Origin of the sequence: Mycobacterium sp. 663a-19, assembly GCF_035616495.1 — a bacterium.
GTDB lineage: Bacteria > Actinomycetota > Actinomycetes > Mycobacteriales > Mycobacteriaceae > Mycobacterium.
In genome coordinates this window covers 150,358-174,124 of record NZ_JAPJAV010000002.1, presented here as the reverse complement: position 1 = coordinate 174,124, position 23,767 = coordinate 150,358, and the positions used below count along the sequence as shown (strand labels likewise).

Sequence of the window (23,767 nt, the reverse complement as noted above, 5' to 3'; positions counted from 1 at the left end):
TCATCTTGCGCCCGCGGTCTCACCCACCGACGAAGCCATGACTTTCCGGGGTTCGGTGGTCGGCGCCGGCGCATCCCCGTCCTCACCGAGAAGTAGGGAACGAACGAGGCGGCGCGGGCCGAAGGGCCGCAGCATGGAGCTCGCCGGGCGCGGCCGCACCCGCAGCGGCCACCAGAACCACCGACCGAGCAGCGCGGCGATCGACGGCGTCATCAGCGAGCGCACGATCAACGTGTCGAACAGTAGGCCGAGACCGATCGTGCTGCCGGCCTGGCCGATCGAGCGCAGGTCGCTGGCGACCATCGACATCATGGTGAACGCGAAGACCAGGCCCGCCGCAGTGACGACGCCGCCGGTTTCTCCCATCGATCGGATGATGCCGGTTCGCAGCCCCGCACCGACCTCCTCCTGGAACCGCGACACCAGCAACAGGTTGTAGTCGGATCCGACGGCCAGCAGGATGATCAACCCGAAAACCGGTGCAATCCAGTTCAATTCGAGACCGAACAGGTGTTGCCACACCAACACCGAGAGACCGAACGCGGCCCCCAGCGACAGCAGCACCGTGCCGACGATCACCAGCGACGCGACCAGCGCCCGCGTGATGATCACCATGACGACGAAGATCAGCGTGATCGCGGCGAGTCCCACGATCAGCAGGTCGTAATGGGAGCCGGCCTGGATGTCGCGATAGATCGCCGCCGTGCCGGCGAGGTAGAACTTGGCGCCGGTCAGGTTTGTCCCCTTCACCGCATGATGCGCGGCGGACAGTTCCCCCATCACCGCCGAGATGCCCGCCGGGGTCGCCGGATCCGCCGCGTGGGTGATGATGAAGCGCGCGGCCTTGCCGTCCGGCGACAGGAAAAGCTTCAGACCACGCTGAAAGTCGGGGTTCTGGAACGCTTCCGGCGGCAGATAGAAGTAGTCGCCACTGCGGGAGGCGTCGAACGCCTGACCCATTGCGCTCGCGGTGTCGGTCATCTGCGACATTTGCGTGACCAGACCGGAGAAGCTGCTGTGCATCGTGAGCAGGGTGCCCTGCATCGATTTTGCGATGGCGATGATCGGCGGGAACTCGGCGAGCAGCTGCGGCAGTATCGCGTCGACGCTGCCGACGTCCTTGATGAGCGTGCTCATGTTCTCGCTGAACTTGTCCACGCCGTCGATCGCCTCGAAGACCGACCGCGTAGCCCAGCACACGGGGATGTTGAAACAGTGTTGTTCCCAATACAGATAGCTGCGGAGCGGCCGAGCGAAATCGTCGAAGTCGGCGAGGTGGTCGCGCATCTCGTCCAGGGTGGCTTGCATCTCGTGCATGTCGCCGACCATGTGATGGGTCGCACCGCTCATCTGGCCGATCAAGCCCTGCATCCGCTGCATCGAGGCGATCATGGCGCCGAGGTCGTCGCTCATCTTGAGCATGTCGTCCATGCGGTCCCTCATGAACTGAAGGTTCTGCCGGATGGGAATCGACTGGGCGCTGATCTGGAACGGTATGGAAGTGTGCTCGATCGGGCCGCCGAGCGGCCGGGTGATGCTCTGCACCATCGCGATTCCGGGCGACGCGAAGACCTCCTTGGCAACCCTGTCCAGGATGATCATGTCGCCACTGTTCCGCATGTCGTGGTCGCTTTCGAGCATGAGGATGTCGGGATTCATAGTGGCGGCGCTGAAGTGGCGCTCCGCGGCCGCATATCCGACGTTCGACGGCAGGCCGCCGGGTATGTAATAGCGGTCGTTGTAGCTGACCTTCATGCTCGGCATGATCAGGATGCCGACGATCGCGATCACCAGCGAGGCCGCGAAAACCGGGCCCGGCCACCGTACGGTGGCCGTGCCGACGCGGCGCCACCCGCGCGTCTTGATCATCCGTCTCGGGTCGAGCAGGCCGAACCGGCTGGCCACCGCCACCACGGCCGGCGCGGCGGTCATGGCCCCCGCGACGACGACGAGCAGGCCCAGGGCGGACGGAATGCCGAGCGCCTTGAAGTACGACAGGCGCGCCAAGTGGAGGCAGAACGTGGCCCCCGCGATGGTCAACCCCGAGCCCAAGATGATGTGCGAGGTTCCGCGGAACATGGTGTAGTAGGCCGTTTCTCGGTCCTGGCCGGCCTGCCGCGCCTCCTGGTAGCGGCCGATGAGAAAGATGGCGTAATCGGTTCCCGCCGCAATCGCCAACGAGGACAACATCGCAACGACGAACGTCGAGAACCCCAGGAGCTGGTGGCTTCCGAGCAGCGCGACAAGCCCCCTCGCCGTGCCCATTTCGAAACCGACCATGACGAGGACCAGCAGCACGGTGCTGACGGATCGATAGGCGATGAACAGCATGACCATGATGACCACGCCCGTGACGCCCATCATCTTGAACATGCTCTTGTCGGCGGCCTCGTTCATGTCCGTCGTCAGGGGGGCCGGGCCGGTGACGTAGACCTTGAGCCCGTGCGGGGGCTCGGACTTCTCGACGATCTTGCGCACCGCGTCGACGGACTGGTTGCCCAGGGTGCTGCCCTGGTTACCGGCCAGGTTGAGTTGGACATAGGCGGCTTTCCCGTCGCGGCTCTGAACACCGGCGGCGGTGAGCGGATCGCCCCACACGTTCTGGACGTGCTGGACGTGCTTGGGGTCCGCCCGCAGCATCTGCACCAGGCCGTCGTAGTAGCGGTGCGCCTGGTCACCGAGTTGCCCGTCGCTCTCCAGGACGATCATCGCGGTGCTGTCGGAGTCCGACTCGTGGAAGGTTGCGCCGATGCGTTTGGCGGCGATCATCGCCGGCGCATCTTGGGGCGACATCGTCACCGCATGGTTTCGCGCGACGGACTCGATCGGCGACACAAGCACGTTCAAGGCCACGGTGAGCAGTAGCCATCCGATGATGATCGGCCACGCGAACCTGTGGACGAATCGCATGAATTTCGGACGGGCGTCGTCGTCGGTGTTCATCCGGCTTTCACCAGACAGGAAGTTTGGGCATGGCGCCCGGCCGAGGACCGCTCGTCCTTGACCTCACCGTTGACGCTGATGCGGCACCCGATGTCGTCGCTGTTGCCCTGTGCCACCACGCTCGCGATGACGGCAGGAACCGTCGTCGTGACGGTGAGAGTCCACGGCAGGGTGGTGAAGTTCACCTGTTCCGCCTGTGCGTTCTTGTCCAGGTAGCTCACGCTTCCCGTCGTGCCACTGGGCCCGTACACCTCGTAGGTCACCCGCTTGATGTGCGAGGGCTCGAGCGGTGCGGCGCCGCTGCCCGTCGCGGTGAAGATCGCGTCGGAGCCGAAGACGCCGCGGAGCCGGTCGACGGCGACACCGCCCAGCGCGACCGCCGCCACGACGACAAGCGGCACCCAAGCCCGCTTCAGAAACGTGGACACTGACGTTTCCTTTCGCTCGTGGTCTCTGGTAGGGAGTTTCAGCCGCCGCCGCTCTCGCCGATAGGGCCATTTGGCCTGCACCTCGGGGGCCGGCAGGCACACACCGCCAAACCAGTAATACCATACCCGGTGGGGTATCAGCCAGCGTTAGGTATATACCCAGTGGGGTATGCTGGGAAAGGCGTGATGGCGACCGAGGTTCAGGCCGGCGGGCCGGCCGGCTGTGTCGGTCGATGAGCTGGAAAAACTGTTCCTGAGCCTGGCGTGTTAGCCCGGCCATCGAGCGTGAGCCCAGGGCTTTCGGTGTGCACCCACAGCGGGACTACGGCGCGATTTCACCGCCCACGATTCACACCGAAAGCCAAGGATTCACGGTCAAAGCCTCAGCGGCGTCGGCTGCGTGCTTCGGCGCCGGTTTCGCCGGCGTCGATGGCGTCATCGGGGCCCGCCGCCCCCACGTAGGTGCCGTCGTCGTCGCCCTTGCGGGCGCGCGACCGCGATTCGTGGACCTCGGGCTCGACGTCGGCCTCGGTCTTGTGGCCCTTGCGCATGTCGGAATCCCTTTCCGTGTTGCTGACGCTCGGCGGGTTCGTCGACATGGCGTTCCCGCGACGGCCGCCGCGGAAACACGGCCGAGGCGGCCGGATAGTCTGCTTGGTACCACGACGAAGGAGAACACCGAATGCGCACCTTCGAGTCAGTCGCCGACCTCGCCGCCGCGGCGGGCGAGAGCCTCGGGCAGAGCGACTGGGTGACCATCACTCAGGAGGACGTCAACCTGTTCGCGGATGCGACGGGCGACCACCAATGGATCCACGTCGACCCGGAGAGGGCGGCCAAGGGCCCGTTCGGCGGCACCATCGCGCACGGCTTCATGACGTTGTCGCTGCTGCCGCGCCTGCAGCACCAGATCTATACGGTCAACGGCATCAAGCTCGCGATCAACTACGGCCTCAACAAGGTTCGCTTTCCCGCACCGGTGCCGGTCGGGTCCCGGGTGCGCGCGCAGAGCTCACTGGTCAGCGTCGACGACCTCGGCAACGGCGCCGTGCAGGCGATCGTGTCGACCACCGTCGAGATCGACGGGTCGCCGAAGCCGGCGTGTGTGGCCGAAAGCATCGTCCGCTACATCTCCTGACTACCAGATATGAAGCACACCAACGCTTTTCGTGCTCAGCGCAGCTTGGGCAGGACGTTGGCGCGGTAGAACTGGATCGCGCTGATTGGGTCGTCCTGCGCGAAATGCAGGAACGGCACGGCGCCGGCGTCGAGCACCGCCTGCACGGCCTTGATGTGCGTGGCGGGGTCGGTGCCCACCGTCCAATTCGCCAGTACCTTGTCGATCGGGTTCGACTCGGCGGCGCGCTGGATCTCGACGGGATTGGGTTGGTCGACGGCCCCGGCGGTGAACCGCCACAGCACGGCGGCGCGCCCGGCCGCGGCGCCGTCGCCGACGACGGCGAACATCTCGGCGCGCTTACCCATGCCGGCGGGGTCGCGCCCCGCGGCGTGCGCGCCGGCGCCGAACGCGGCGAGCAGTTTGGGGTTGGTGACGTCGTGGGCCTGAGTGATCCACCCGTCGCCGTACCGACCGGCCAGCTTCGCGCTCTTGGGCCCGCCGGCCGCGACGAAAATCGGTGGCGGCGTGGGAGGCACGTCGTAGAGTTTCAGGGCGTTCGTCTGAAAGTAGCGGCCGGCGAACGATATTCGTGAACCGCTCCACAGCTGGCGGATCACCCCGATGGCCTCGACCAACCGGTCGTGGCGCTCGGCGTAGTTGCCGAACGCGTTGGTGGTGGCCTGTTCGTTGAGCCGCTCGCCCGTGCCCAGGCCCAGGAACACCCTGCCCGGATACAGCATCGCCAGCGAGGCGAAGGCTTGCGCCACGGTCGCCGGGTGATAGCGGTAGGTGGGGCAGGTCACCCCGGTACCGAAGGAGACGCGGGTGGTGTTGGCGCCCACCAGCGCCAGCGTCAGCCACGGGAACATCGAATGGCCCTCGTTGTCCTGCCAGGGCTGGATGTGGTCGCTGGCCCACACGTACTGAAAACCGGCCTCCTCGGCCGCCCGGGCCTGCGCCACCAGATGATCGGTGCGGAATTGCTCGTGCGAGAGCACAAACCCCACGCCCTTGCCCGCCGGCGGCCCCGCGGCGGGCTGGCCGTGATCGGCGCCCCGTTTGCCGCAGCCACCGGACAGCCCGGTGGTCCCGAGCATGCCCGCCCCGGCGGCCATCCGCCCGAACACCCGCCGCGAGATGTCAGCCATCGGCTCCGGATACCCGTCGCGCGGCCCGACACACCGGTTTCGGGACGGCCGGCTTCGTCTCGTAGTCTGCCGGGGTGAGCCCGCAGCCGCGCCCGGCGCGCAGAGCCGACGTCGGCGAGCTTTCCCGCACCCTGGCCCGGGCGTTCTACGACGACCCGGTGATGGTCTGGCTCCTTCCCGACGAGAAGCCGCGGATCGCGCACCTGCGCCGGTTGTTCACGACGATGACCCGCCATCACCACCTGGCGCTCGGCGGCGTGGAGGTGGCCTGCGACGGGCCGGGGATCGGCGCGGCGGCACTGTGGGACCCGCCGAACCACTGGCTGGAGACGCGCCGGGGAAAGCTGGCGATGACACCGACGTTCCTGCGGGTGTTCGGGCTGCGTTCCATGCGCGGACGCGCGGTCCAGGAACTGATGAAACGCGTCCACCCCGAAGAGCCGCACTGGTATCTGGCCGTGATCGGAAGCGACCCGACGGTCCGCGGCCGTGGCTTCGGGCAGGTCCTGATGCGGTCGCGGCTGGACCGCTGCGACGCCGAGCACTGCCCGGCGTATCTCGAGTCGACGAAACTCGAAAACGTGCCGTATTACCAGCGTTTCGGGTTCACGGTGACCGGCGAGATCGTGCTGCCCGACGGCGGCCCGACGATGTGGGCGATGTGGCGGGCGCCGCGGTAGCGGCCGCCGATCACGGGCCGCTGCGCCAGCCCGCGATACCGACGGCGATCATCCGCAGCTGTTTGACCGCGAGCCGGCGGATGTCTTCGAGCGCCTCGGCGCTCTGGGCGTCCTCGATCGCCTCGGCGACGACGATCATCGCGTTGACGAACAGCGTCGCCAGCACGTTGAGGTCCTCGGTGCTCCATTCGTGCAGCCGGGGGAAGCGCGCCAGGTCGGTGGCCAACTCGGAGGTGATCAGCCGGATCTCGGTGCGGATGGCGTAGCGCAGCACCGACAGGCCGCTGTTGCGTTCCCGGCCGATGAACCGCCAGTGCTCGCGTCGCTCGGCGACGCTGGCGACCAGGATCTCGACCGACGATTCGATGACCCGGTTCGGGTCGAGCTTGCCCGCCCGCGCCTCGCGCAGCGTGTCGCGCAGGATGCGAAACGACTCGTCGATCAGCACCAGCCCGAGCGCCTCCATCGACTCGAAATGGCGGTAGAACGCAGCGGGCACGATGCCGACCTCGCGGGTCACCTCACGCAGGCTCAGGCTGGAAAAGCTGCGGTCCTGCAGCAGCTTGAGTGCCGCGGCGATGATGGCGCGCCGGGTCGCCTCCTTGCGCTCTCCGCGCGAGGGGCTTTCGCGTGAGCGCTCACGGCCGGACCGGTGCGACCGTGAGCCAGGAGTACGACTGTTCACTGTTGTGAACCCTACCACAGAAGCCTAGAAACCCTTGACTAGCTGCGGCCCACGGCAGCACGGTGTACATATGTTCACTCAAACCGCTCAGACCTCCGGTCGCGGCTTTGTCAAAGCTTTCCAGAAGCGGGTCCTGGGTTCCGACCTGGTCGACCTGCTCACCGGCCCGCACGGCGTCGACCGCTACACCGAGCTGGTGGCGCCGACGTGGACGCTGGGACAGGCCCGCGCCAAAGTCGTCGACGTCCGCAGGACCACCCCGCGCAGCGTCACCCTCACCCTTGCCCCGAACGAGGCCTTCACGGCCGCGCACACCATCAGGGCGGGGCAGTACGTCAACCTCACCGTCGACATCGACGGCCGCCGGCACACCCGCTGCTATTCACCCGCCAACGCCGAGGGCGACTCGCACCTCGAGTTGACGATCGGTCACCACGACGGCGGGCTGGTCTCGACCCACCTGTACGAGCGCGCCCGCCGCGGCATGGTGGTCGGCCTGGACGGCGTCGGCGGCGACTTCGTGTTGCCGGTGCAACGACCGCGACGCATACTGTTCGTCTCCGGCGGCAGCGGCATCACGCCCGTCATGGCGATGCTGCGCACGCTGGTCGCCGAGCGGCACCCGCGGACCCGCGGCGGCGAGATCGCGTTCATCCACTACGCCCGCAACCCCGTCGAGGCGTGCTACCGCGACGAGCTGGCCGCCCACGATGATCTGCCGGGCGTGCGGGTGCTGCACGGCTACACCCGATCGCGGGACGGCGACCTGGCCGGCCGCTTCGGGCCGGAGCACCTGGCCGAGGCCATGCCCGCGCCAAACGCCGTATTCGCCTGCGGGCCAACCGCTTTGCTCGACGCGGTGCGGCAACACTGCGACAACGTCCACTACGAGAGCTTCGTGCCGCCGTCGTTCGAGGCCCCGGCGAACCCGTCGGGCGGCCGAGTCACGTTCGCGGACAGCGGGATCGACGTCGTCGACGACGGCCGCTCGCTGCTGGAACAGGCCGAGTCGGCGGGCCTGACGCCCGACAACGGCTGCCGCATGGGCATCTGCCACACCTGCACCCGACGCAAGACCGCCGGCACCGTGCGCAACCTGGTCACCGGCGCCGTCTCCACCGCCCCGGACGAGGACGTGCAGATCTGCGTGTCCGTCCCCGTCGGCGACGTCGACCTATCCCTCTAGGAGGAAAACCATGACTCACAACACGATCACCCTGACCCCCGAGCAGGCCGACGCCTTCGGCCGCGAGCTCGACGCCATCAAGGAACGCGTGATGACCGACCTCGGCGAGCAGGACGCCGACTACATCCGCCGGGTCATCAAGGCGCAGCGCGCGCTCGAGGTCGGTGGACGCGTGCTGTTGTTCCTGCCCCCGGCCTGGCTGCTAGGGACCGGGATGCTCGGCATCGCGAAGATCCTGGACAACATGGAGATCGGGCACAACATCATGCACGGCCAGTACGACTGGATGCGTGACCCGACGATCTCCGGGCGCTCGTTCGAATGGGACACCGCCTGCCCGGCCGACCAGTGGCGGCACTCGCACAACTACATGCACCACACCCACACCAACATCGTGGGGATGGACCGCGACATCGGCTACGGCATCCTGCGGATGAGCGAGGACCAGCGCTGGACGCCGTACTTCCTGGGCAACCCGGTCTACGCGTTCCTGCTGATGGTGTTGTTCCAGTACGGCGTCGCCCTGCACGAGCTGGAAACCGAGCGCATCCGCTCCGGCGAGATCCGGCTGGCCGACAAGCGTGAGGTGCTGCGGGTGATCTGGGCGAAGACGCGCCGGCAGACGCTGAAGGACTACGTCGCCTTCCCGCTGCTGGCCGGCCCGTTCGCGCCGTTCGTGTTCGCCGGCAACCTGACGGCCAACCTGATGCGCAACGTGTGGTCGTACATGATCATCTTCTGCGGCCACTTCCCGGACGGCACACAGGAATTCACCGTCGAGGAGACCAAGGACGAGTCGCGCGGCATGTGGTACTTCCGCCAGGTGCTGGGCTCGGCGAACCTGACCGGGGGCAAGGTCTTCCACCTGATGTCCGGCAACCTGTCGCACCAGATCGAGCACCACCTGTTCCCGGACATGCCGGCCCGCCGGTACGCCGAGATCGCCCCCGAGGTGGAACGGATCTGCCGGCGCTACGGCATCCCCTACAACAAGGGCCCGCTGCTGCGGCAGTTCGGCACCGTGGTCCGCAAGATCGTCAAGCTGGCCTTCCCCGAGTGACCTTCGCCGAACGTGAACTGGTGGAGGCTTTTTCGCAAAAATTTCGCAGCAGCTGCACGCTCGGCGGGTTAGGTGGAGGCGGTCGGCGGGTTAGTTGGAGGCGGCCGGCGCCTCGGACGCCTTCACCAGTTTCACCTCGGGCCGGGCCGGCACCCCGTCGGCGAGGAACCAGCGGAAGGCGAGGTTGCCGCGCGGATAGCCCAGCGCGGTCAGCGAATTCGGATGCGACGTCATCCCGCGGGACAAGACGACCGTCACCGAACCGTCGGCGTTGGGCACCGCGCTGTGGCCGTTGATGGAGCAACGCGCGTCGGAGGCGCCGTAGGTGGCCATGAACTGATTCCACACCACCAGGTTCCAGAACCGACACAACGGCGGCCGGTGCGTGATGACCAGGGCCTCGTCCTCGTCGAGCACGAAGCTGCCGTACGAGTAGCAGGCATCGCGTGCCGACCAGCCAAAGTTGGCGTCGGGCACCTGGTAGGGGTCGGCGAATTCGTTTGCGGCGTGGGCGGTCTCGTGCCCCAGCGCGTGCTCGTCGCCGGCCCGTGACCCGACGGGCAGCGGCACGATGGCGAACATCGTGCGCAACCAGGCCGCCGCCGCCCGCAGCCGGGCGGCGGTCTCCGCGTCGCCGTGCCGTATCGGGTCCGGCTCGTCGAGCGCCTCGATCTGCCACGTGACCGGGCGGCCGGTCAGCGGATCGGCCTGGTAGTCCCGGGTCATCAGCACGGCCGCGTCGGGCGTCGGAGGGAACTCGAAGGCGAAGTTGCCGTCAGCGTCGACGTCGAGATCGGTGTCGCGCACGATGGCCACCACCCGGTCCGACCAGGCGCCGGGCGACGGTTCGTTGTAGGCGGTCACCGAGAAGTACACGCTGTCACCCTTGTTGCCGCTGATGCGGTAACGCCGGTTCGGATCGACCGGGCAGATGAAGTAGTAGGCGTCGGTGTTGTCGCCGCCCCACCGGCGGTCGCGGCGAAACGGCGTGTTGACCGCCACGAACTGCGGGCGACCGGGCTCGGGGAACAGGTAGGTGTCGAACGCCACCCCGAGCGTGGTGGCGAGCATGCGGTAGCCGTCGGCGATGTGCCGGTCGTCGGTGACCGCACGGTCTCCCCCCAGGAAGGAGCGGTCAAGCCCGTCGACGGTGGCCAGTAGCTCCCGCCACGCGGCGGTCGACTCGTGTTCGGTCATGCGCTGATTCCTTTCAGGAGCAACCTGGTGGTGCGGTCGACCCAGGCGTCGTCGAGCTCGGTGGCGCGGGTGAGCAGGCCCATGAGCGTGATGCCGGCGATGGCCTCGGTCAGTTGGGAGGCCAATTCGGCGGTCGGCACGTCGGCCCGGACCTCGCCGGCGGCCGCGGCGGCCTCGAGCCGCTCGGCCAGGCCGCCGCCGATGACGCCGGCGAACCGCTCCAGCAGCGCCGAATGCAGGGTGGGGTCGGCCGCCATCTCCCCGACCAGCCCGGGCAGCGCGGCGCGGGCGGCCGGCGTCGTCAGGAAAGTCATTGCGCGGCGCACCATTTCGCGCAGGTCGTCCGGCAGCGAACCGGTGTCGGGGATCTCGGTCGCGGCACCGATCGGGAACACCGCCTCATGCACCAGGTGCGCCTTGCTCGGCCAGCGCCGGTAGATCGCCGGCTTGCTGGTGCCGGCCCGCTCGGCGATGGCGGACACCAACAGCCCGGGATAGCCGGTCTCGGCGAGCAGTTCGGCCGTCGCGGCCAGTACCGCACCGTCGATGCGCGGGTCACGGGGCCGGCCGAGGTCTACTACCATTACGAAACTCAGAGTAACATAAGTCGCCGTGACCGAAGCCGCTCTCGTTCGCCTCGACGACCTGGCCCAACCCCGGTTCTCCGCGGAGGCCCAGCAGATCCTCGACATGATGGCCGCGATGGCCCCGAATTGCCCGTTGGACGCCGACGCGCTGCACGCGCAGGCCCGCGCCGACACCGGGCTCGACGATTTCGGCGCGCAGGACTATCGGGAAAGGCTCGACGTCTACCTCGCCGCGCTGCGCGACATCGACGGGCTGCACGGCGCCGGCGTCGTCAACTTCTACGGCCAGCTGCTGCAGCTGCTCAAGAACAGGCTGCTGTTCACCGACCTGCTCAAGCGGCATCCCGAGATCGACGACATCGAGCTGCGGGCTCCGGTGGTGATCGCCGGGCTGCCCCGCACCGGCACCACCCACCTGCACAACCTGCTGGCCGCGGCGCCCACGTTCCGGACCATGCCCTACTGGGAGAGCAACGAGCCGTTCCCGCTGCCGGCCGAAGACGGCGAAGAGCCGGACCCGCGGCGGGCGCGGATGGACGTCGCGGTCGGCGTGATCAACACGGTGATGCCGCATTTCGCGCTCATGCACGAGATGACCACCGACCACGTCCACGAGGAGATCCAGTTGCTGGCCAACGACTTCTCCACGATGCTCTTCGAGACGCTCGCCGACGTGCCCCGGTGGCGGGACTATTACCAGGCCCACGACCAGACGCCGCACTACGAATACCTGGCGCGGCAACTCAAGGCGATGCAGTTCCTGCGCGGCGGGCGGCGGTGGCTGCTCAAGTCGCCCCAGCACCTCGAGCAGGTGCCGGTGCTCAATCGTGTCTTCCCCGACAGCATCGTCGTGTTCACGCACCGCGACCCGGTGCCGGTGGCGCTGTCGATGATCGCGATGATCACCTACTCCGCGCGCATGCACCGCTCCCCGGTGCCGGTGCGGCGGATCGCTGGGTTCTGGATCGACCGCCTCGAGCGGATGCTGTCCGCGCTCGTCCGCGATCGCGACACCATCGGTCCCGACCGCTCGATCGACATCCGTTTCGACGACTTCATGGCCGACGAACTCGGCGTCGCCGAGCGGGTCTACGACCTGGCCGGGGAACCGTTCGGCGAGGAGGCGCGAACGGCGATCGCGGGTTACCTCTCCGGCCACCGGCGCGGCCGGCTGGGCAACATCGAAACCTCGTGCGAGATGTTCGGCCTGACGCAGAAGGACCTGGCCGCGCGCTTCGCGCCCTACGTCGAGCGTTTCCTGGCGTAGCCGCGTCCGCTACCTTCTGAGCATGGTCACCATGCCCGAACTGGACGGCTCTGTCGCGTTGGAACACAGGTACGTCGACGTCGGCGATGGTGTCACGATCCACGTCGCGGATGCCGGTCCGGCCGACGGGCCGGTAGTCATGCTGGTCCACGGCTTCCCACAGAACTGGTGGGAGTGGCACGAGATGATCGGGCCGCTGGCCGCCGACGGCTACCGGGTGCTGTGCCCCGACCTGCGTGGCGCGGGCTGGAGTTCCGCGCCGCGCAGCACCTACCTGAAGAGCGAGATGGCCGGCGATCTGGTGGGCGTCCTGGACCGGTTGGGCGTCGCGACGGTCAAGCTCGTCGCCCACGACTGGGGCGGGCCGGTCGCGTTCATCTTGATGCTGCGCCACCCGGAAAGGGTGACGGGCTTTTTCGGCGTTAACACCGTGGCACCCTGGGTGAAGCGCGACCTGTCGTCGGTCCGCAACATCTGGCGGTTCTGGTATCAGATCCCGATCTCGTTGCCGGTCGTCGGCCCGCGGATCATCAGTCGTCCGGACTCCCGGTTCTTCCGGGTCCTGGGCTCCTGGGTCGGCGGCGGTTTCACACTCCCCGAGGACGACGTCCGCATGTACCTCGAGTGCATGCAACAGCCCGGCCACGCGGAGGCGGGCTCGCGCTGGTATCGCTCGTTCCAGACCAAGGAGATGCGGAGCTGGATGCGTGGCGAATACAACGACGCGCGCGTGAACGTCCCCGTCCGCTGGCTGACCGGCACCAGGGACCCGGTGATCACCGCCGACCTGACCGACGGATATGCCGAGCGCATAAGCGATTTCGAGGTCGAGCTGGTCGACGACGCCGGCCACTGGATCGTCGAGCAGCGACCCGAGCTGGTCCTCGACCGGATCCGGGCGTTCCTTCGCCTCGAAACTTAAACTACGGCACCACTTTTCGGCGTGTCGTGTGCGTGATTTAAGTGTCGCGCTATCCGGGGGTGGCGCCCCGCGTCACTCGACGCCGATCGTGACCTCCGTCGACTTGATGAACACCGTCGCCGGCTGGCCCACCGCCAGGCCGAGGCTCGTCGCGGCGTCCTTGGTGACCGAGGACGTGACGATCTGGTCGCCGCCGTCGAGCTTGACTTTCACGATCGCCATCACGTTGCCGAGATCGACCTCGGTGATGGTGCCTTTGAGCTGGTTTCGAGTTGATAGCCGCATCGCTTGAGCCTAGTGTCGCGGACCCAGCAGGGCTATGGACGCGTCGACGGCCGGTTCGACGATCTCCCGGACGGCCCTGCCGTCTTCGACCGCGAGCGCGGTCAACTCGCGCAGCCCGCCCAGCAGGATTACGGCCAGCGGTGCGGTCAACGGCGGCAGGTCGGCCCGCCGGAATCCCGGGCTGGCGCTGAGGTCGATCAGCAGGCTGGACAGCAACTGCAGCCCGCGGCGCTGCACGGGGCGGGCGACGGCGCCCAGCGACGGGAGCTCGCGAATCCAGCTCAGCGTGATGGCCGGGCGCGCCTCGATGTATCCGACGTAGGCCTCGACGGCCTGGCGAATCTGGTGGTGCCAGTCGGCCTCCGGATCGACCGCGGCCGCAATGCTTTCGCCGAGCTTCTCGATGTCGGTGCTCAGCAGCTCCAGGAAGCACTGTTCCTTGCCGGCGAAGTGGTCGTAGAACGTGCGCTTGGAGGTCCGCGCGTTGCGCACGATGTCGGCGACCGTGCTGGCGCGATAGCCGCGCTCGTCGATCGAGGCGGCCAGGCCTTCGAGCAGGCGCAGCCGGAACGGGTCCGGCGCGGCCGGAGCGTCGCCGAGTACATCGGCTGTCACCGCTGATATCACCGCCGACGCCCCTTTCGGTGACCCTTGTAGACCCTTGTCAGGCTTGGTACTCGAGAGTACCGTACCCGTAAAGACCCGTGGTACACCGTGGTACCAGCCCGGTTTCGGGGCAGATGTTGGGAGCAATCATTGAGTGAACTGGTCACCGCCCCACCGTCAGCGATCAGGCTGCCCCCGTCGGTACCGGTCCCGAAGGCCATCAGCGGCCTGTTCTTCGCCACCTCGCGGCGGGGGATGATCAAGCGCCTCGCGCGCCGCTACGGCAACGTCTTCGCGGTCCACCTGCCGATGTTCGGCCGCGTCGTGATCGTCGGCGAGCCCGAGCTGGCCAAGCAGATCTTCACCACCAGCCCCGACGAGCTCGGCAACATCCAGCCCAACCTGAGCCGGCTGTTCGGCAGCGGCTCGGTGTTCGCGCTCGACCGCGACGATCACCGCCGCCGGCGACGGCTGCTCGCGCCGCCGTTCCACGGCAAGAGCATGAAGAACTACGAGGCCATCATCGAAGAGGAGACGCTGCGCGAGACGGCCGACTGGCCGGAGGGCCGGCCATTCCCGACGATGCCGTCGACGATGCGCATCACGCTGAACGCCATCCTGCGTGCGGTGTTCGGGGCCGACGGGGCCGAACTCGACGAGCTGCGCCGGCTCATCCCGCCGTGGGTCACGCTGGGCTCGCGCATGGCGGCGCTGCCGAAGCCGGCGCGGACCTATGGCCGGTTCACGCCGTGGGGTCGGCTGGCGCAATGGCGGCGGCAATACGACATCGTCATCGACAAGCTGATCGACCTCGAACGGGCGGACCCGGACTTCGAGAACCGGACCGACGTGCTCGCCCTGATGCTGCGCAGCACCTACGACGACGGTTCGATCATGTCGCGCAAGGACATTGGCGACGAGCTGCTCACGCTGCTGGCGGCCGGGCACGAAACCACCGCGGCCACGCTCGGCTGGGCGTTCGAGCGGATCACCCGGCACCCGGATCTGCTGGCCGCGCTGGTGGAGGAGGCCGACAGCGGCGGCAACGAGCTTCGCCAGGCGACGATCCTGGAGGTGCAGCGGGCCAGGACGGTGATCGACTTCGCCGCCCGCCGGGTCTATCCGCCGGTTTTCCAGCTCGGCGAATGGACCATTCCGCGGGGCTATTCGCTGATCGTCAGCATCGCGCAGATACACGACGACCCCGACGTCTTCCCCGACCCGGAGCGCTTCGACCCGCACCGCTACATCGGAACCAAGCCGCCGACGTTCGCGTGGATTCCGTTCGGCGGCGGCGCCAGGCGCTGTGTGGGCGCCGCGTTCGCCAACATGGAGATGGACGTGGTGCTTCGAACGGTGTTGCGCCACTTCACCATCGAGACGACGTCGGCACCGGGCGAGCGGTGGCACTGCCGCGGGGTTGCCTACACCCCCAAGGACGGGGGACGGATCGTGGTGCGCCGGCGCTGAGCGGTCGGCCTATTGATCGGCCTATTGGTCGGCGGTGGCGCGGCGCGGCAACTTCCAGCCCGGGCGCACGTAGTGACAGGTGTACCCGTTGGGGTAGCGCTGCAGGTAGTCCTGGTGCTCGGGCTCGGCCTCCCAGAAGTCCCCGGCCGGGCTCACCTCCGTCACCACCTTGCCGGGCCACAGGCCGGACGCCTCGACGTCGGCGATGGTATCCAGCGCGACCCTCTTCTGCTCCTCGTCGGTGTAGAAGATCGCCGACCGGTAGCTGGACCCCCGGTCGTTGCCCTGCCTGTCTTTCGTTGTCGGATCGTGGATTTGGAAGAAGAACTCCAGCAGCGCGCGGTAATCGGTGACCGCGGGGTCGTAGATGATCTCGACCGCCTCGGCGTGCGTGCCGTGATTGCGATAGGTCGCGTTGGGGGTGTCGCCGCCGCTGTAGCCGACCCGGGTCGAGATCACACCGGGCTGCTTGCGGATCAGGTCCTGCATTCCCCAGAAGCAGCCGCCGGCCAGGATCGCCCTTCGAGTGCTCGTCATTGCCTGTACTCCTTAGCCGCCCACAACGAAGCCCAGGCTACACTCCGCCGATGAGCCGCAACGCTGCGAAGAGGCCCGCGTGAGCACGTTCTCCCGCGACGAACTGGCCGCCGCCTTCGGGAAATTCGAGGAGACCGTGGCCCGGGCCGCCGAAACCCGGGACTGGGACGCGTGGGCCGAGCAGTACACGCCGGACGTCGAGTACATCGAACACGCGGCGGGCACCATGCACGGACGCGATCAAGTGCGCGAGTGGATCAAGCGGACGATGACGACGTTCCCGGGCAGCCACATGGTCGCGTTCCCGACGCTGTGGTCGGTCATCGACGACCCAACCGGGCGGGTGATCCTCGAGCTGGACAACCCGATGCGCGACCCCGGCGACGGCAGCGTCATCGGCGCGACCAACATCACGATCATCACCTACGCCGGCGACGGCCTGTGGAGCCGCGAGGAGGACATCTACAACCCGCTGCGCTTCCTGCGGGCCGGGTTGAAGTGGTGCCGCAAGGCGCAGGCCCTCGGCACGCTCGACGAGGACGCGGCGCGGTGGATGCAGCAATACGGAGGAGCCGAGGAGCTCAAATGAGCCCGAAAGCGAGTACCAAGCCCAAGCTGGTCATCGGCGCCAACGGCTTTCTCGGGTCGCATGTCACCCGCCAGCTCGTCGCCGAGGGCGCCGAGGTGCGGGCGATGGTGCGCCCGACCGCCAACACTCGCGCCATCGACGACCTCGAGCTGACCCGCTTTCACGGCGACGTGTTCGACTCTGAAACGCTGCGCGAGGCGATGGACGGTGCCGACGACGTGTACTACTGCGTCGTCGACACCCGCGCGTGGCTGCGCGACCCGGCACCGCTGTTTCGCACCAACGTCGAAGGGCTGCGCAACGTCCTCGACGTCGCGGCCAAGGAGCGCGGCCTGCGCCGGTTCATCTTCACCAGCACCTACGCGACGGTGGGCCGCCGCCACGGCCACGTGGCGACCGAGGACGACGTTGTCGACCCCCGTCGGCTGACGCCGTATGTGCAGTCCCGGGTTCAGGCCGAAGACCTGGTGATGCGGTACGTGGCCGAGACCGGCCTGCCCGCCGTCGCCATGTGCGTGTCGACGACCTACGGCAGCGGGGACTGGGGCCGGACCCCGCACGGCGCGTTCATCGCCGGCGCCGTCTTCGGCAAGCTGCCCTTCTCGATGGACGGCATCCAGCTGGAGGTCGTCGGAGTCGACGACGCCGCCAGGGCGATGATCCTGGCCGCCGAATACGGGCGGATCGGCGAGCGGTACCTCGTCTCGGAAAAGATGATCCCGCTGAAGGAGGTGATCCGCATCGCCGCCGACGAGGCCGGCGTCGCCCCGCCGCGACGCTCGATCTCGGTTCCGGTGCTCTACGCCCTGGGCGCGCTGGGCAGCCTGCGGGCCCGGCTCACCGGCAAGGACTCCGAACTCAGCCTCACGTCGGTGCGGATGATGCGCGCCGAGGCCGACGTCGACGCCAGCAAGGCGATGCGCGAATTGGGCTGGGAGCCACGCCCGGTCGAGGAATCGATCCGCGAGGCCGCCCGCTTCTGGGCCGCGATGCGCGATCCGGCGGCGGCGCGCGATCTTTTCAAACCCAATTGATCTTGAATAGTCTCGGCCCGGTGGACCGAGTTCGTGTCGACCTCAACGGACCGCCGCAGACGATGCTGGCGACGCTGTACGCCAAGGCGCTCGACGCCGACGCGCCCAACCCGATTCTGGGCGATCGCTACGCCAAGGGGATCGTCGAGCGGATCGACTATGACTGGGCGAAAACCGCTATCACCGCGCGCAATTCACCGTCGGTGACGACCCGCACGGCGCACTTCGACACGTGGGCGCGCCAATTCCTCGACGCGCATCCCAGTGCCGTCGTCCTGCACCTGGGCTGCGGGCTGGACACCCGCTATTTCCGGCTTCAACCGGGTCCGCAGGTGGACTGGTACGACGTCGACCACCCCGAGGTCGCCGCGCTGTGCCGCCGGCTTTTCCCCGCCGCGGAGCACCACCACGTCGTCGCCGCGTCGGTGACCGATCCGGCCTGGCTTGCCCAGATTCCCCACGACCGGCCCGCGCTGATGATCGGCGAGGGCCTGACCATGTACCTGAGCGAGCGCGAGGGCGTGGCGTTGCTGCGGCGGGTCGTCGACGGCTTCGGGTCCGGCGAGCTGCAGTTCGACGCCTTCAACCGGCTGGGCATCAGGTCGCAGTGGATGAACTCGGTGGTGCGCCGGTCCGGATCGACGCTGCGCTGGGGCATCGAGGGCCCCGGCGACATCCTCGAGGCGGTCCCCGGGATCCGGTTGCTGTCCTGGGTGCGGTGGTTCGAATCGGACAATTTCTTGCGGTTGCCGCGCGCATACCGCGCGATGGGCAGGGTCATGTCGCTGGTCCCCGCGGTAGCCAACATGGCGCAATACCATCGCTACGCGTTCGGGCCGGCCTGATTGGGAAGCGTTGAGCACGGCCCGGTGTTGAAACCCGTATCCGCGTCTTGAGGAGGGACCGAGCATGAGCCACCCGGAAATCAAAGAACCCAGCGCCGGGCACCCGATCACCATCGAGCCGACTCCGGGCCGGGTGCAGGTTCGCGTCAACGGCGAGCTGATCGCCGACACGACCGCGGCACTGGAATTGCGCGAGGCGACTTTGCCTGCGGTGCAATACATTCCGCTGGGCGACGTGGTGCGGGACCGGCTTACCCGCACCGACACCAGCACCCACTGCCCGTTCAAGGGCGACGCCAGCTACTACAGCGTGACCACCTCGGCCGGCGACACCGTGCAGGACGCGATCTGGACCTACGAGCAGCCCTACCCGGCGGTCGCGGCGATCGCCGGACACGTCGCCTTCTACCCCGACAAGGCCGAGATCAGCGTCTTGGATCGGTAGGGCCCAATCGGGCTCAACCGGTGAACACGGCGGCCGACTTGGTGTCGCTGTATTCGCGCATCGACACGATCTGCCCGTCGCGGGTCTCGAAGATGCAGACGAACGGGGTGTCGTATTCGACGCCGTCCTTCGACGTTCCCGAGGCCTGCGCCTCGACGACCACCGTGTCGCCCTCGGTGACGCAGCGCCGCAGGTCGATGTTGATCTCGACGATTTGCCTGCGCCGCTCGTTGGCCCGCCGGAACGTCTCCTTGTCGAAACACGCGCGGGTGATGATGCTCCAGTAGGTGAAGTCGTCGCTCAGCAGCGCGAAACCCTCCTCCGTGTCGCCGCCCTCGCTTACGCTCTGCAGGAACATCCAGGCCAGTTCGGCATGCGGGTTGTCGAACGGCGTCATCACATCGCAATACTGTCTTGGAAAATAGTGGCCGGTCAATCGGGTTCGGAGTCCGCGTGAACGGTGCCCGTACGGTGACGTTTGCCGGGACCGTCAGCTTCGGGCACACGCTGGCGCCGCTTCGCCGCGGCCCGCTGGATCCGTGTTTCCGGATCGCCGACGACGGCGCGATCTGGCAAACCAGCCTGCTGCCCAGCGGGCCCGTCGTGGCGCGGATCAGCCGCGCCGCGGCCAACGCCGTCCGCTGCGAGGCGTGGGGCGGCGGCGCCGAGGAGTTCCTCGACGCGCTGCCCGCGCTGCTGGGTGCCGAGGACGACGCCTCGGACTTCGTGCCGCGCGACCCGACGGTCGCCGCCGCGCACCGACGGGTCCCGCACCTGCGGCTGGGCCGCACCGGGCGGGTGTTGGAGGCGCTGGTCCCGGCGATCATCGAGCAGCGGGTGCCCGGTGCCGACGCGTTTCGGTCGTGGCGGGTGCTGGTGTCGCGGTACGGGACGCCGGCGCCGGGACCGGCGCCGCCCGGCATGCGGGTGCCGCCGTCGGCCGAGGCGTGGCGCAACGTGCCGTCGTGGGAGTTTCACCGCGCCAACGTCGACCCGCGACGGGCTCAGACCGTGGTGGGCTGTGCGCGACGGGCGGCCGCGCTGGAACGGCTGCCTTCGCGGCCGCCGGCGCAGGCGCGCCAGGCGCTGACGTCGCTGCCCGGGGTCGGCGAGTGGACCGCCTCCGAGACCGCGCAACGGGCGTTCGGCGACGCCGATGCCGTCTCGGTGGGCGACTATCACATCCCGAAGATGGTCGGCTGGACGCTGCTGGGCCGCCCGGTCGACGACGCGGCGATGCTCGAGTTGCTGGAGCCGATGCGGCCGCACCGCCATCGGGTGGTCCGCCTGCTCGAAGCCAGCGGCCTGGCGTACGAGCCGCGGCGCGGCGCCCGGCTGCCGGTGCAGCAAATACATTCCCTCTGACCTGCCGGTGTTTTCCCACCCGGTCGTCGGGTATCCCTCAGCGCAAGTACCGTGTGCGAACCCGAAGGAAGGGAGCCCGAAAAAACTATGACTCAGTTCACCATTCCGGGATTGACCGACAAACAGGCGGCTCGGCTCACCGAACTGCTGCAGAAGCAGCTGAGCACCTACAACGATCTTCATCTGACGCTCAAGCACATTCACTGGAACGTGGTGGGGCCGAACTTCATCGGCGTGCACGAGATGATCGACCCGCAGGTCGAAGCGGTACGCGGTTTCGCCGACGACGTCGCCGAACGCATTGCGGCCCTTGGCGCTTCGCCGCAGGGGACCCCGGCCGCCATCATCCGGGACCGCTCGTGGGACGACTATTCCGTCGGCAGGGACACCGTCCAGGCGCATTTGGCCGCACTGGACCTGGTCTACACCGGCGTGATCGAGGACATTCGCCAGGCCATCGACGACACGGACGATATCGACCGGGTCACCCAGGACCTGCTGATCGACCAGGCGCAAAACCTGGAGAAGTTCCAGTGGTTCGTCCGGGCGCATCTGGAAAGCGCGGGCGGCAAGCTGACCCACGAGGGCACGGCCACCGAACGGGACGCCGCGCGCACCGCCCGGGCCAAGTCCTAGCAAACACACTGGCCAACCCATCCAGCTGGACGGAATATCCGGACCACGGTCCGGTTATATGGGTAGTTCTCATTGAGGAGGTACCCATGCCCGCCGTCACCGCAGACACCCTGACATTGCCCCGGATCGGCGCGCCCGCTCCCGTCGACACCGAGCGCCCGGTCCGATCGATCACCACCGGCCCGCGCGGCTACGAGGGGGAGGGCTTCCCGGTCGTCCGCGCGTTCGTCGGGGTGAGCGCCGCCGCGCTGGACCCGTTCGTGCACATGGACCAGCTGGGCGAGGTGGAGTACCAGCCCGGGGAGCCCCGGGGCACCGACTGGCACCCGCACCGCGGCTTCGAAACGGTCACCTACATGATCGACGGGAAGTTCGCGCACCAGGACTCCCACGGGGGCGGCGGCCTGATCACCGACGGCGCCACGCAGTGGATGACCGCCGGTTCCGGCATCCTGCACATCGAGACCCCGCCCGCCGAGCTGGTGGAAAGCGGCGGCGTGTTCCACGGCGTCCAGCTGTGGGTGAACCTGCCGAGAAAGGACAAGTTCGCGCCGCCGCGGTATCAGGCCATCGAGGGCGGCGACGCCGCGCTGCTGGCCTCCGGCGACGGCGGGGCGCTGGTGCGCATCATCGCCGGCGAGATCGACGGCCACCGCGGACCGGGCGCCACCCACACCCCGATCACGTTGGCGCACGCGACGATTCAAGGGGGAGCCCGGCTCGACATCCCGTGGCGGCGCGATTTCAACGCGCTGGTCTACGTGCTGTCCGGCAGCGGATACGTCGGCCCCGTCGCCCACCCGATCCGCTCGGGCCAGCTGGCCGTGCTCGGGCCCGGCGACCGCATCACCGTGCGCGCCCGGTCGGTCCAGGAGTCGTCGCGCACAACGGCGCTCGACGTGCTGCTCCTGGGCGGGCGGCCCATCCGGGAGCCGGTGTTCCACTACGGCCCGTTCGTGATGAGCTCGCGCGCGGAGCTGGTCGAGGCGCTGCAGGATTACCAGGCCGGGAAGTTCGGCCATATTCCACCCAACGCGTTAATGCCGCATCGAGGTGGTGGCACACTGCAGTAATGGCGCCAACGGCTAGTCGCCGGCCGGGCCGTCCGCCCGCAGCAAAGGCTGACGAAACCCGCAAGCGAATCGTGGACGCCGCTCGCCTGGTCTTCAGTGAACGCGGATACGACGGGGCGACGTTTCAGGCCGTCGCCGTCCGCGCCGATCTGACCAGGCCGGCCATCAACCACTACTTCTCCAGCAAGCGGGCGCTGTATCGGGAAGTGGTGAACCAAACCAACGAACTCGTCGTCGCGGCCGGGATCCGGCGCGCCGAGTGCGAGACCACCTTGCTGGGGCGGCTGACCGCGTTCATCTCGGCGGCGATGCAAGCGAACTCCGAAAACCCTTCCGCGTCAGCATTTTTGGTCACCACCGTGCTGGAGTCGCAGCGGCATCCGGATCTGAACACCACCGAAAACGACGCGGTGCGGATGACCCGCGAGTTTCTGACGCGGGTGGTCAACGACGCGATCGCGCATCGCGAGCTCGCGGCCGACATCGATGCCCCCGCGGTCGTCGAGACCCTGCTCGTGGTGCTCTGCGGCGTCGGCTTCTATTCCGGCTACGTCCGCAGCTACCGGGAGATGCTGGCCGTCACCGGGGTGCTGCGGCAGCTGCTGGAGGGCGCGCTGTGGCGTCCCCAAACCTGACCGGCACCCGGCCGCAGCGGCAGTGAGATCCCGCACAAAGCGTATAGGCTAACTAACTTATTCGGTAGCATGGTGTGGCCATGACTGATGTCGACGCCGCCCTTCCGCCGTCGTTGCGGACCACCGGGGACAGCTGGTCCATCACCGAACTGGTCGGCGCCACCGCGCTGGGCGTCGCCGCCTCGCGCGCCGTGGAGACGGCCGGACCCGACCCGCTGATTCGCGACGACTTCGCGCGCGTCCTGGTGTGCTCGGCCGGCCCCGCGTGGACCCGGCTGGCCGACCCCGAACTGGCCTGGCTCGACGACGATCCGCACGGGCGGCGCGCCCACCGGCTCGGCATCGACTACCAGGCCGTGCGCACGCACTTCTTCGACGAGTACTTCGCCGACGCCGCACGCGCCGGGATCCGGCAGGCGGTGATCCTGGCCGCCGGGCTGGACTCGCGCGCCTACCGGCTGGATTGGCCGGCGGGCACCGCCGTCTACGAGATCGACCAGCCCCGGGTGCTGGAGTACAAGACCCGGATCCTCGAGGAGCACGGCGCGGTCCCGACCGCGAGCCGGCGCCCCGTCCCGGTGGACCTGCGCGACGACTGGCCGGCGGCCCTGACCGCCGCCGGATTCGACCCGTCCCAACCGACCGCCTGGCTGGCCGAGGGCCTGCTGCCCTATCTGCCCAGCGACGCCCAGGACCGGCTGTTCGAGATGTTCACCGCGCTCAGCGCGCCGGGCAGCCGGGTCGCCGTCGAGGTGTTCGGCATGAATTCGCGCAGCAACTCGCAGCGGTGGCTGCGCATGCGCGAGCGGCTCGGCCTGGACGTCAACGTCCAGGCGCTGACCTATCACGAGCCGGACCGCACCGACGCCGCGGCGTGGCTGGCCGACCACGGCTGGCGGGTGCACAGCGTGAACAACCACGACGAGATGGCCCGCCTGGGCCGCCCGGTTCCCGAAGACCTCGCCGACGAGGCCGTCCGCAGCACGCTGCTGCGCGCGCGCCTCGGCGACCCGACCGCCTGACC

At 68.2% G+C, this 23,767-nt stretch carries 27 protein-coding genes; 16 read left to right on the top strand and 11 right to left on the bottom strand.

The genetic code is table 11. The annotated features are described in order from the left end of the window. The 3 genes from OQ968_RS05165 to OQ968_RS05155 all read right to left on the bottom strand — a co-directional run bounded on the left by OQ968_RS05165 (nucleotide 1) and on the right by OQ968_RS05155 (nucleotide 3,922). Nucleotides 1-2,943, bottom strand: a complete 2,943-nt coding sequence (locus OQ968_RS05165; protein WP_324675409.1) for an MMPL family transporter — start codon at nucleotides 2,941-2,943, stop codon at nucleotides 1-3. Then, nucleotides 2,940-3,371 (bottom strand): MmpS family transport accessory protein, encoded by a 432-nt coding sequence (locus tag OQ968_RS05160; protein ID WP_324675407.1) that lies wholly within the window; start codon nucleotides 3,369-3,371, stop codon nucleotides 2,940-2,942. Before OQ968_RS05160 ends, OQ968_RS05165 begins: the two co-directional genes overlap by 4 nt. Nucleotides 3,372-3,754: 383 nt before the next feature. After that, on the bottom strand, nucleotides 3,755-3,922 hold the full coding sequence (locus OQ968_RS05155) for a hypothetical protein (protein WP_324675405.1): 168 nt from the start codon (nucleotides 3,920-3,922) through the stop codon (nucleotides 3,755-3,757). 131 nt (nucleotides 3,923-4,053) lie between these two features. Here OQ968_RS05155 and OQ968_RS05150 point away from each other — a divergent pair, with 131 nt between their 5' ends. Further along, nucleotides 4,054-4,509, top strand: coding sequence for a MaoC family dehydratase (locus OQ968_RS05150; protein ID WP_324675403.1), 456 nt, complete (start codon nucleotides 4,054-4,056; stop codon nucleotides 4,507-4,509). Between the two features lie 35 nt (nucleotides 4,510-4,544). Here the strand turns inward: OQ968_RS05150 and OQ968_RS05145 are convergent, their stop codons facing one another. Continuing rightward, entirely contained in the window at nucleotides 4,545-5,639 is a 1,095-nt protein-coding gene (locus OQ968_RS05145) for a F420-dependent hydroxymycolic acid dehydrogenase (RefSeq protein ID WP_324675401.1), read from the bottom strand. Nucleotides 5,640-5,713: 74 nt separating this feature from the next. Here OQ968_RS05145 and OQ968_RS05140 point away from each other — a divergent pair, with 74 nt between their 5' ends. After that, complete coding sequence (locus OQ968_RS05140; protein ID WP_324675399.1) at nucleotides 5,714-6,319, top strand: GNAT family N-acetyltransferase; 606 nt, start codon at nucleotides 5,714-5,716, stop codon at nucleotides 6,317-6,319. A gap of 10 nt (nucleotides 6,320-6,329) precedes the next feature. Here the strand turns inward: OQ968_RS05140 and OQ968_RS05135 are convergent, their stop codons facing one another. After that, nucleotides 6,330-7,004, bottom strand: a complete 675-nt coding sequence (locus OQ968_RS05135; protein ID WP_324675397.1) for a TetR family transcriptional regulator — start codon at nucleotides 7,002-7,004, stop codon at nucleotides 6,330-6,332. Between the two features lie 70 nt (nucleotides 7,005-7,074). Here OQ968_RS05135 and OQ968_RS05130 point away from each other — a divergent pair, with 70 nt between their 5' ends. Further along, nucleotides 7,075-8,190 (top strand): ferredoxin reductase, encoded by a 1,116-nt coding sequence (locus tag OQ968_RS05130; RefSeq protein ID WP_324675395.1) that lies wholly within the window; start codon nucleotides 7,075-7,077, stop codon nucleotides 8,188-8,190. A 10-nt stretch (nucleotides 8,191-8,200) separates the two neighbouring features. Next, the gene (locus OQ968_RS05125; protein WP_324675393.1) at nucleotides 8,201-9,250 is read left to right on the top strand and encodes an acyl-CoA desaturase; all 1,050 of its coding nucleotides are present in this window, start codon (nucleotides 8,201-8,203) and stop codon (nucleotides 9,248-9,250) included. Nucleotides 9,251-9,340: 90 nt separating this feature from the next. On the opposite strand, the gene OQ968_RS05120 is transcribed toward OQ968_RS05125, so the two are convergent. Together OQ968_RS05120 and OQ968_RS05115 are read right to left on the bottom strand one after the other, a co-directional pair. Next, nucleotides 9,341-10,447 (bottom strand): DUF1214 domain-containing protein, encoded by a 1,107-nt coding sequence (locus OQ968_RS05120; RefSeq protein ID WP_324675391.1) that lies wholly within the window; start codon nucleotides 10,445-10,447, stop codon nucleotides 9,341-9,343. Then, the gene (locus OQ968_RS05115; protein WP_324675389.1) at nucleotides 10,444-11,031 is read right to left on the bottom strand and encodes a TetR/AcrR family transcriptional regulator; all 588 of its coding nucleotides are present in this window, start codon (nucleotides 11,029-11,031) and stop codon (nucleotides 10,444-10,446) included. The genes OQ968_RS05120 and OQ968_RS05115 overlap by 4 nt, the downstream gene beginning before the upstream one ends. Before the next feature lie 106 nt (nucleotides 11,032-11,137). Between OQ968_RS05115 and OQ968_RS05110 the strand changes: the two genes are divergently transcribed. Next, nucleotides 11,138-12,301 (top strand): sulfotransferase family protein, encoded by a 1,164-nt coding sequence (locus OQ968_RS05110; protein ID WP_420715847.1) that lies wholly within the window; start codon nucleotides 11,138-11,140, stop codon nucleotides 12,299-12,301. A 22-nt stretch (nucleotides 12,302-12,323) separates the two neighbouring features. Next, nucleotides 12,324-13,223 carry an alpha/beta hydrolase gene (locus OQ968_RS05105; RefSeq protein ID WP_324675385.1) on the top strand — a complete coding sequence of 300 codons (900 nt, stop codon included), beginning with the start codon at nucleotides 12,324-12,326 and terminating at the stop codon, nucleotides 13,221-13,223. A gap of 72 nt (nucleotides 13,224-13,295) precedes the next feature. Here the strand turns inward: OQ968_RS05105 and OQ968_RS05100 are convergent, their stop codons facing one another. Beyond that, the gene (locus OQ968_RS05100) at nucleotides 13,296-13,508 is read right to left on the bottom strand and encodes a TOBE domain-containing protein (protein ID WP_324675383.1); all 213 of its coding nucleotides are present in this window, start codon (nucleotides 13,506-13,508) and stop codon (nucleotides 13,296-13,298) included. A 9-nt stretch (nucleotides 13,509-13,517) separates the two neighbouring features. Then, the gene (locus tag OQ968_RS05095; protein ID WP_324675381.1) at nucleotides 13,518-14,123 is read right to left on the bottom strand and encodes a TetR/AcrR family transcriptional regulator; all 606 of its coding nucleotides are present in this window, start codon (nucleotides 14,121-14,123) and stop codon (nucleotides 13,518-13,520) included. Nucleotides 14,124-14,264: 141 nt separating this feature from the next. On the opposite strand from OQ968_RS05095, the gene OQ968_RS05090 reads away from it, so the two are divergent. After that, nucleotides 14,265-15,584 carry a cytochrome P450 gene (locus OQ968_RS05090; protein WP_324675379.1) on the top strand — a complete coding sequence of 440 codons (1,320 nt, stop codon included), beginning with the start codon at nucleotides 14,265-14,267 and terminating at the stop codon, nucleotides 15,582-15,584. A 21-nt stretch (nucleotides 15,585-15,605) separates the two neighbouring features. Here the strand turns inward: OQ968_RS05090 and msrA are convergent, their stop codons facing one another. Beyond that, nucleotides 15,606-16,121: a peptide-methionine (S)-S-oxide reductase MsrA gene (gene msrA, locus OQ968_RS05085; RefSeq protein ID WP_324675377.1), complete on the bottom strand. Its 516-nt coding sequence runs from the start codon at nucleotides 16,119-16,121 to the stop codon at nucleotides 15,606-15,608. Between the two features lie 79 nt (nucleotides 16,122-16,200). Here msrA and OQ968_RS05080 point away from each other — a divergent pair, with 79 nt between their 5' ends. The 4 genes from OQ968_RS05080 to OQ968_RS05065 all read left to right on the top strand — a co-directional run bounded on the left by OQ968_RS05080 (nucleotide 16,201) and on the right by OQ968_RS05065 (nucleotide 19,034). Continuing rightward, nucleotides 16,201-16,710 (top strand): nuclear transport factor 2 family protein, encoded by a 510-nt coding sequence (locus tag OQ968_RS05080; protein ID WP_324675375.1) that lies wholly within the window; start codon nucleotides 16,201-16,203, stop codon nucleotides 16,708-16,710. Next, nucleotides 16,707-17,744 (top strand): NAD-dependent epimerase/dehydratase family protein, encoded by a 1,038-nt coding sequence (locus tag OQ968_RS05075; RefSeq protein ID WP_324675373.1) that lies wholly within the window; start codon nucleotides 16,707-16,709, stop codon nucleotides 17,742-17,744. Before OQ968_RS05080 ends, OQ968_RS05075 begins: the two co-directional genes overlap by 4 nt. Nucleotides 17,745-17,806: 62 nt before the next feature. Next, nucleotides 17,807-18,589, top strand: a complete 783-nt coding sequence (locus tag OQ968_RS05070; RefSeq protein ID WP_324675927.1) for a class I SAM-dependent methyltransferase — start codon at nucleotides 17,807-17,809, stop codon at nucleotides 18,587-18,589. A gap of 64 nt (nucleotides 18,590-18,653) precedes the next feature. Beyond that, on the top strand, nucleotides 18,654-19,034 hold the full coding sequence (locus tag OQ968_RS05065; protein ID WP_324675371.1) for a DUF427 domain-containing protein: 381 nt from the start codon (nucleotides 18,654-18,656) through the stop codon (nucleotides 19,032-19,034). Between the two features lie 13 nt (nucleotides 19,035-19,047). Here OQ968_RS05065 and OQ968_RS05060 read toward each other — a convergent pair whose 3' ends face one another. Continuing rightward, the gene (locus OQ968_RS05060) at nucleotides 19,048-19,431 is read right to left on the bottom strand and encodes a nuclear transport factor 2 family protein (RefSeq protein ID WP_324675925.1); all 384 of its coding nucleotides are present in this window, start codon (nucleotides 19,429-19,431) and stop codon (nucleotides 19,048-19,050) included. A gap of 56 nt (nucleotides 19,432-19,487) precedes the next feature. Here OQ968_RS05060 and OQ968_RS05055 point away from each other — a divergent pair, with 56 nt between their 5' ends. The 5 genes from OQ968_RS05055 (at nucleotide 19,488) to OQ968_RS05035 (ending at nucleotide 23,765) form a co-directional block, all read left to right on the top strand. Continuing rightward, nucleotides 19,488-20,399 carry a DNA-3-methyladenine glycosylase 2 family protein gene (locus OQ968_RS05055; RefSeq protein ID WP_324675369.1) on the top strand — a complete coding sequence of 304 codons (912 nt, stop codon included), beginning with the start codon at nucleotides 19,488-19,490 and terminating at the stop codon, nucleotides 20,397-20,399. An 87-nt stretch (nucleotides 20,400-20,486) separates the two neighbouring features. After that, nucleotides 20,487-21,035: a DNA starvation/stationary phase protection protein Dps gene (gene dps / locus OQ968_RS05050; protein WP_324675367.1), complete on the top strand. Its 549-nt coding sequence runs from the start codon at nucleotides 20,487-20,489 to the stop codon at nucleotides 21,033-21,035. 86 nt (nucleotides 21,036-21,121) lie between these two features. Further along, nucleotides 21,122-22,108 carry a pirin family protein gene (locus OQ968_RS05045; protein WP_324675365.1) on the top strand — a complete coding sequence of 329 codons (987 nt, stop codon included), beginning with the start codon at nucleotides 21,122-21,124 and terminating at the stop codon, nucleotides 22,106-22,108. Next, entirely contained in the window at nucleotides 22,108-22,743 is a 636-nt protein-coding gene (locus tag OQ968_RS05040; RefSeq protein WP_324675363.1) for a TetR/AcrR family transcriptional regulator, read from the top strand. Before OQ968_RS05045 ends, OQ968_RS05040 begins: the two co-directional genes overlap by 1 nt. Nucleotides 22,744-22,823: 80 nt before the next feature. Next, the gene (locus OQ968_RS05035) at nucleotides 22,824-23,765 is read left to right on the top strand and encodes a class I SAM-dependent methyltransferase (RefSeq protein ID WP_324675362.1); all 942 of its coding nucleotides are present in this window, start codon (nucleotides 22,824-22,826) and stop codon (nucleotides 23,763-23,765) included. Nucleotides 23,766-23,767: the final 2 nt, after the last annotated feature.

Coding starts and splice junctions, on each gene's coding strand:
- OQ968_RS05165 (WP_324675409.1), bottom strand. CDS start 2,943: ATGAACACCGACGACGACGCCCGTCCGAAATTCATGCGATTCGTCCAC.
- OQ968_RS05155 (WP_324675405.1), bottom strand. CDS start 3,922: ATGCGCAAGGGCCACAAGACCGAGGCCGACGTCGAGCCCGAGGTCCAC.
- OQ968_RS05150 (WP_324675403.1), top strand. CDS start 4,054: ATGCGCACCTTCGAGTCAGTCGCCGACCTCGCCGCCGCGGCGGGCGAG.
- OQ968_RS05145 (WP_324675401.1), bottom strand. CDS start 5,639: ATGGCTGACATCTCGCGGCGGGTGTTCGGGCGGATGGCCGCCGGGGCG.
- OQ968_RS05130 (WP_324675395.1), top strand. CDS start 7,075: ATGTTCACTCAAACCGCTCAGACCTCCGGTCGCGGCTTTGTCAAAGCT.
- OQ968_RS05125 (WP_324675393.1), top strand. CDS start 8,201: ATGACTCACAACACGATCACCCTGACCCCCGAGCAGGCCGACGCCTTC.
- OQ968_RS05120 (WP_324675391.1), bottom strand. CDS start 10,447: ATGACCGAACACGAGTCGACCGCCGCGTGGCGGGAGCTACTGGCCACC.
- OQ968_RS05115 (WP_324675389.1), bottom strand. CDS start 11,031: ATGGTAGTAGACCTCGGCCGGCCCCGTGACCCGCGCATCGACGGTGCG.
- OQ968_RS05110 (WP_420715847.1), top strand. CDS start 11,138: ATGATGGCCGCGATGGCCCCGAATTGCCCGTTGGACGCCGACGCGCTG.
- OQ968_RS05105 (WP_324675385.1), top strand. CDS start 12,324: ATGGTCACCATGCCCGAACTGGACGGCTCTGTCGCGTTGGAACACAGG.
- OQ968_RS05100 (WP_324675383.1), bottom strand. CDS start 13,508: ATGCGGCTATCAACTCGAAACCAGCTCAAAGGCACCATCACCGAGGTC.
- msrA (WP_324675377.1), bottom strand. CDS start 16,121: ATGACGAGCACTCGAAGGGCGATCCTGGCCGGCGGCTGCTTCTGGGGA.
- OQ968_RS05075 (WP_324675373.1), top strand. CDS start 16,707: ATGAGCCCGAAAGCGAGTACCAAGCCCAAGCTGGTCATCGGCGCCAAC.
- OQ968_RS05070 (WP_324675927.1), top strand. CDS start 17,807: ATGCTGGCGACGCTGTACGCCAAGGCGCTCGACGCCGACGCGCCCAAC.
- OQ968_RS05065 (WP_324675371.1), top strand. CDS start 18,654: ATGAGCCACCCGGAAATCAAAGAACCCAGCGCCGGGCACCCGATCACC.
- OQ968_RS05060 (WP_324675925.1), bottom strand. CDS start 19,431: ATGACGCCGTTCGACAACCCGCATGCCGAACTGGCCTGGATGTTCCTG.
- dps (WP_324675367.1), top strand. CDS start 20,487: ATGACTCAGTTCACCATTCCGGGATTGACCGACAAACAGGCGGCTCGG.
- OQ968_RS05045 (WP_324675365.1), top strand. CDS start 21,122: ATGCCCGCCGTCACCGCAGACACCCTGACATTGCCCCGGATCGGCGCG.
- OQ968_RS05040 (WP_324675363.1), top strand. CDS start 22,108: ATGGCGCCAACGGCTAGTCGCCGGCCGGGCCGTCCGCCCGCAGCAAAG.
- OQ968_RS05035 (WP_324675362.1), top strand. CDS start 22,824: ATGACTGATGTCGACGCCGCCCTTCCGCCGTCGTTGCGGACCACCGGG.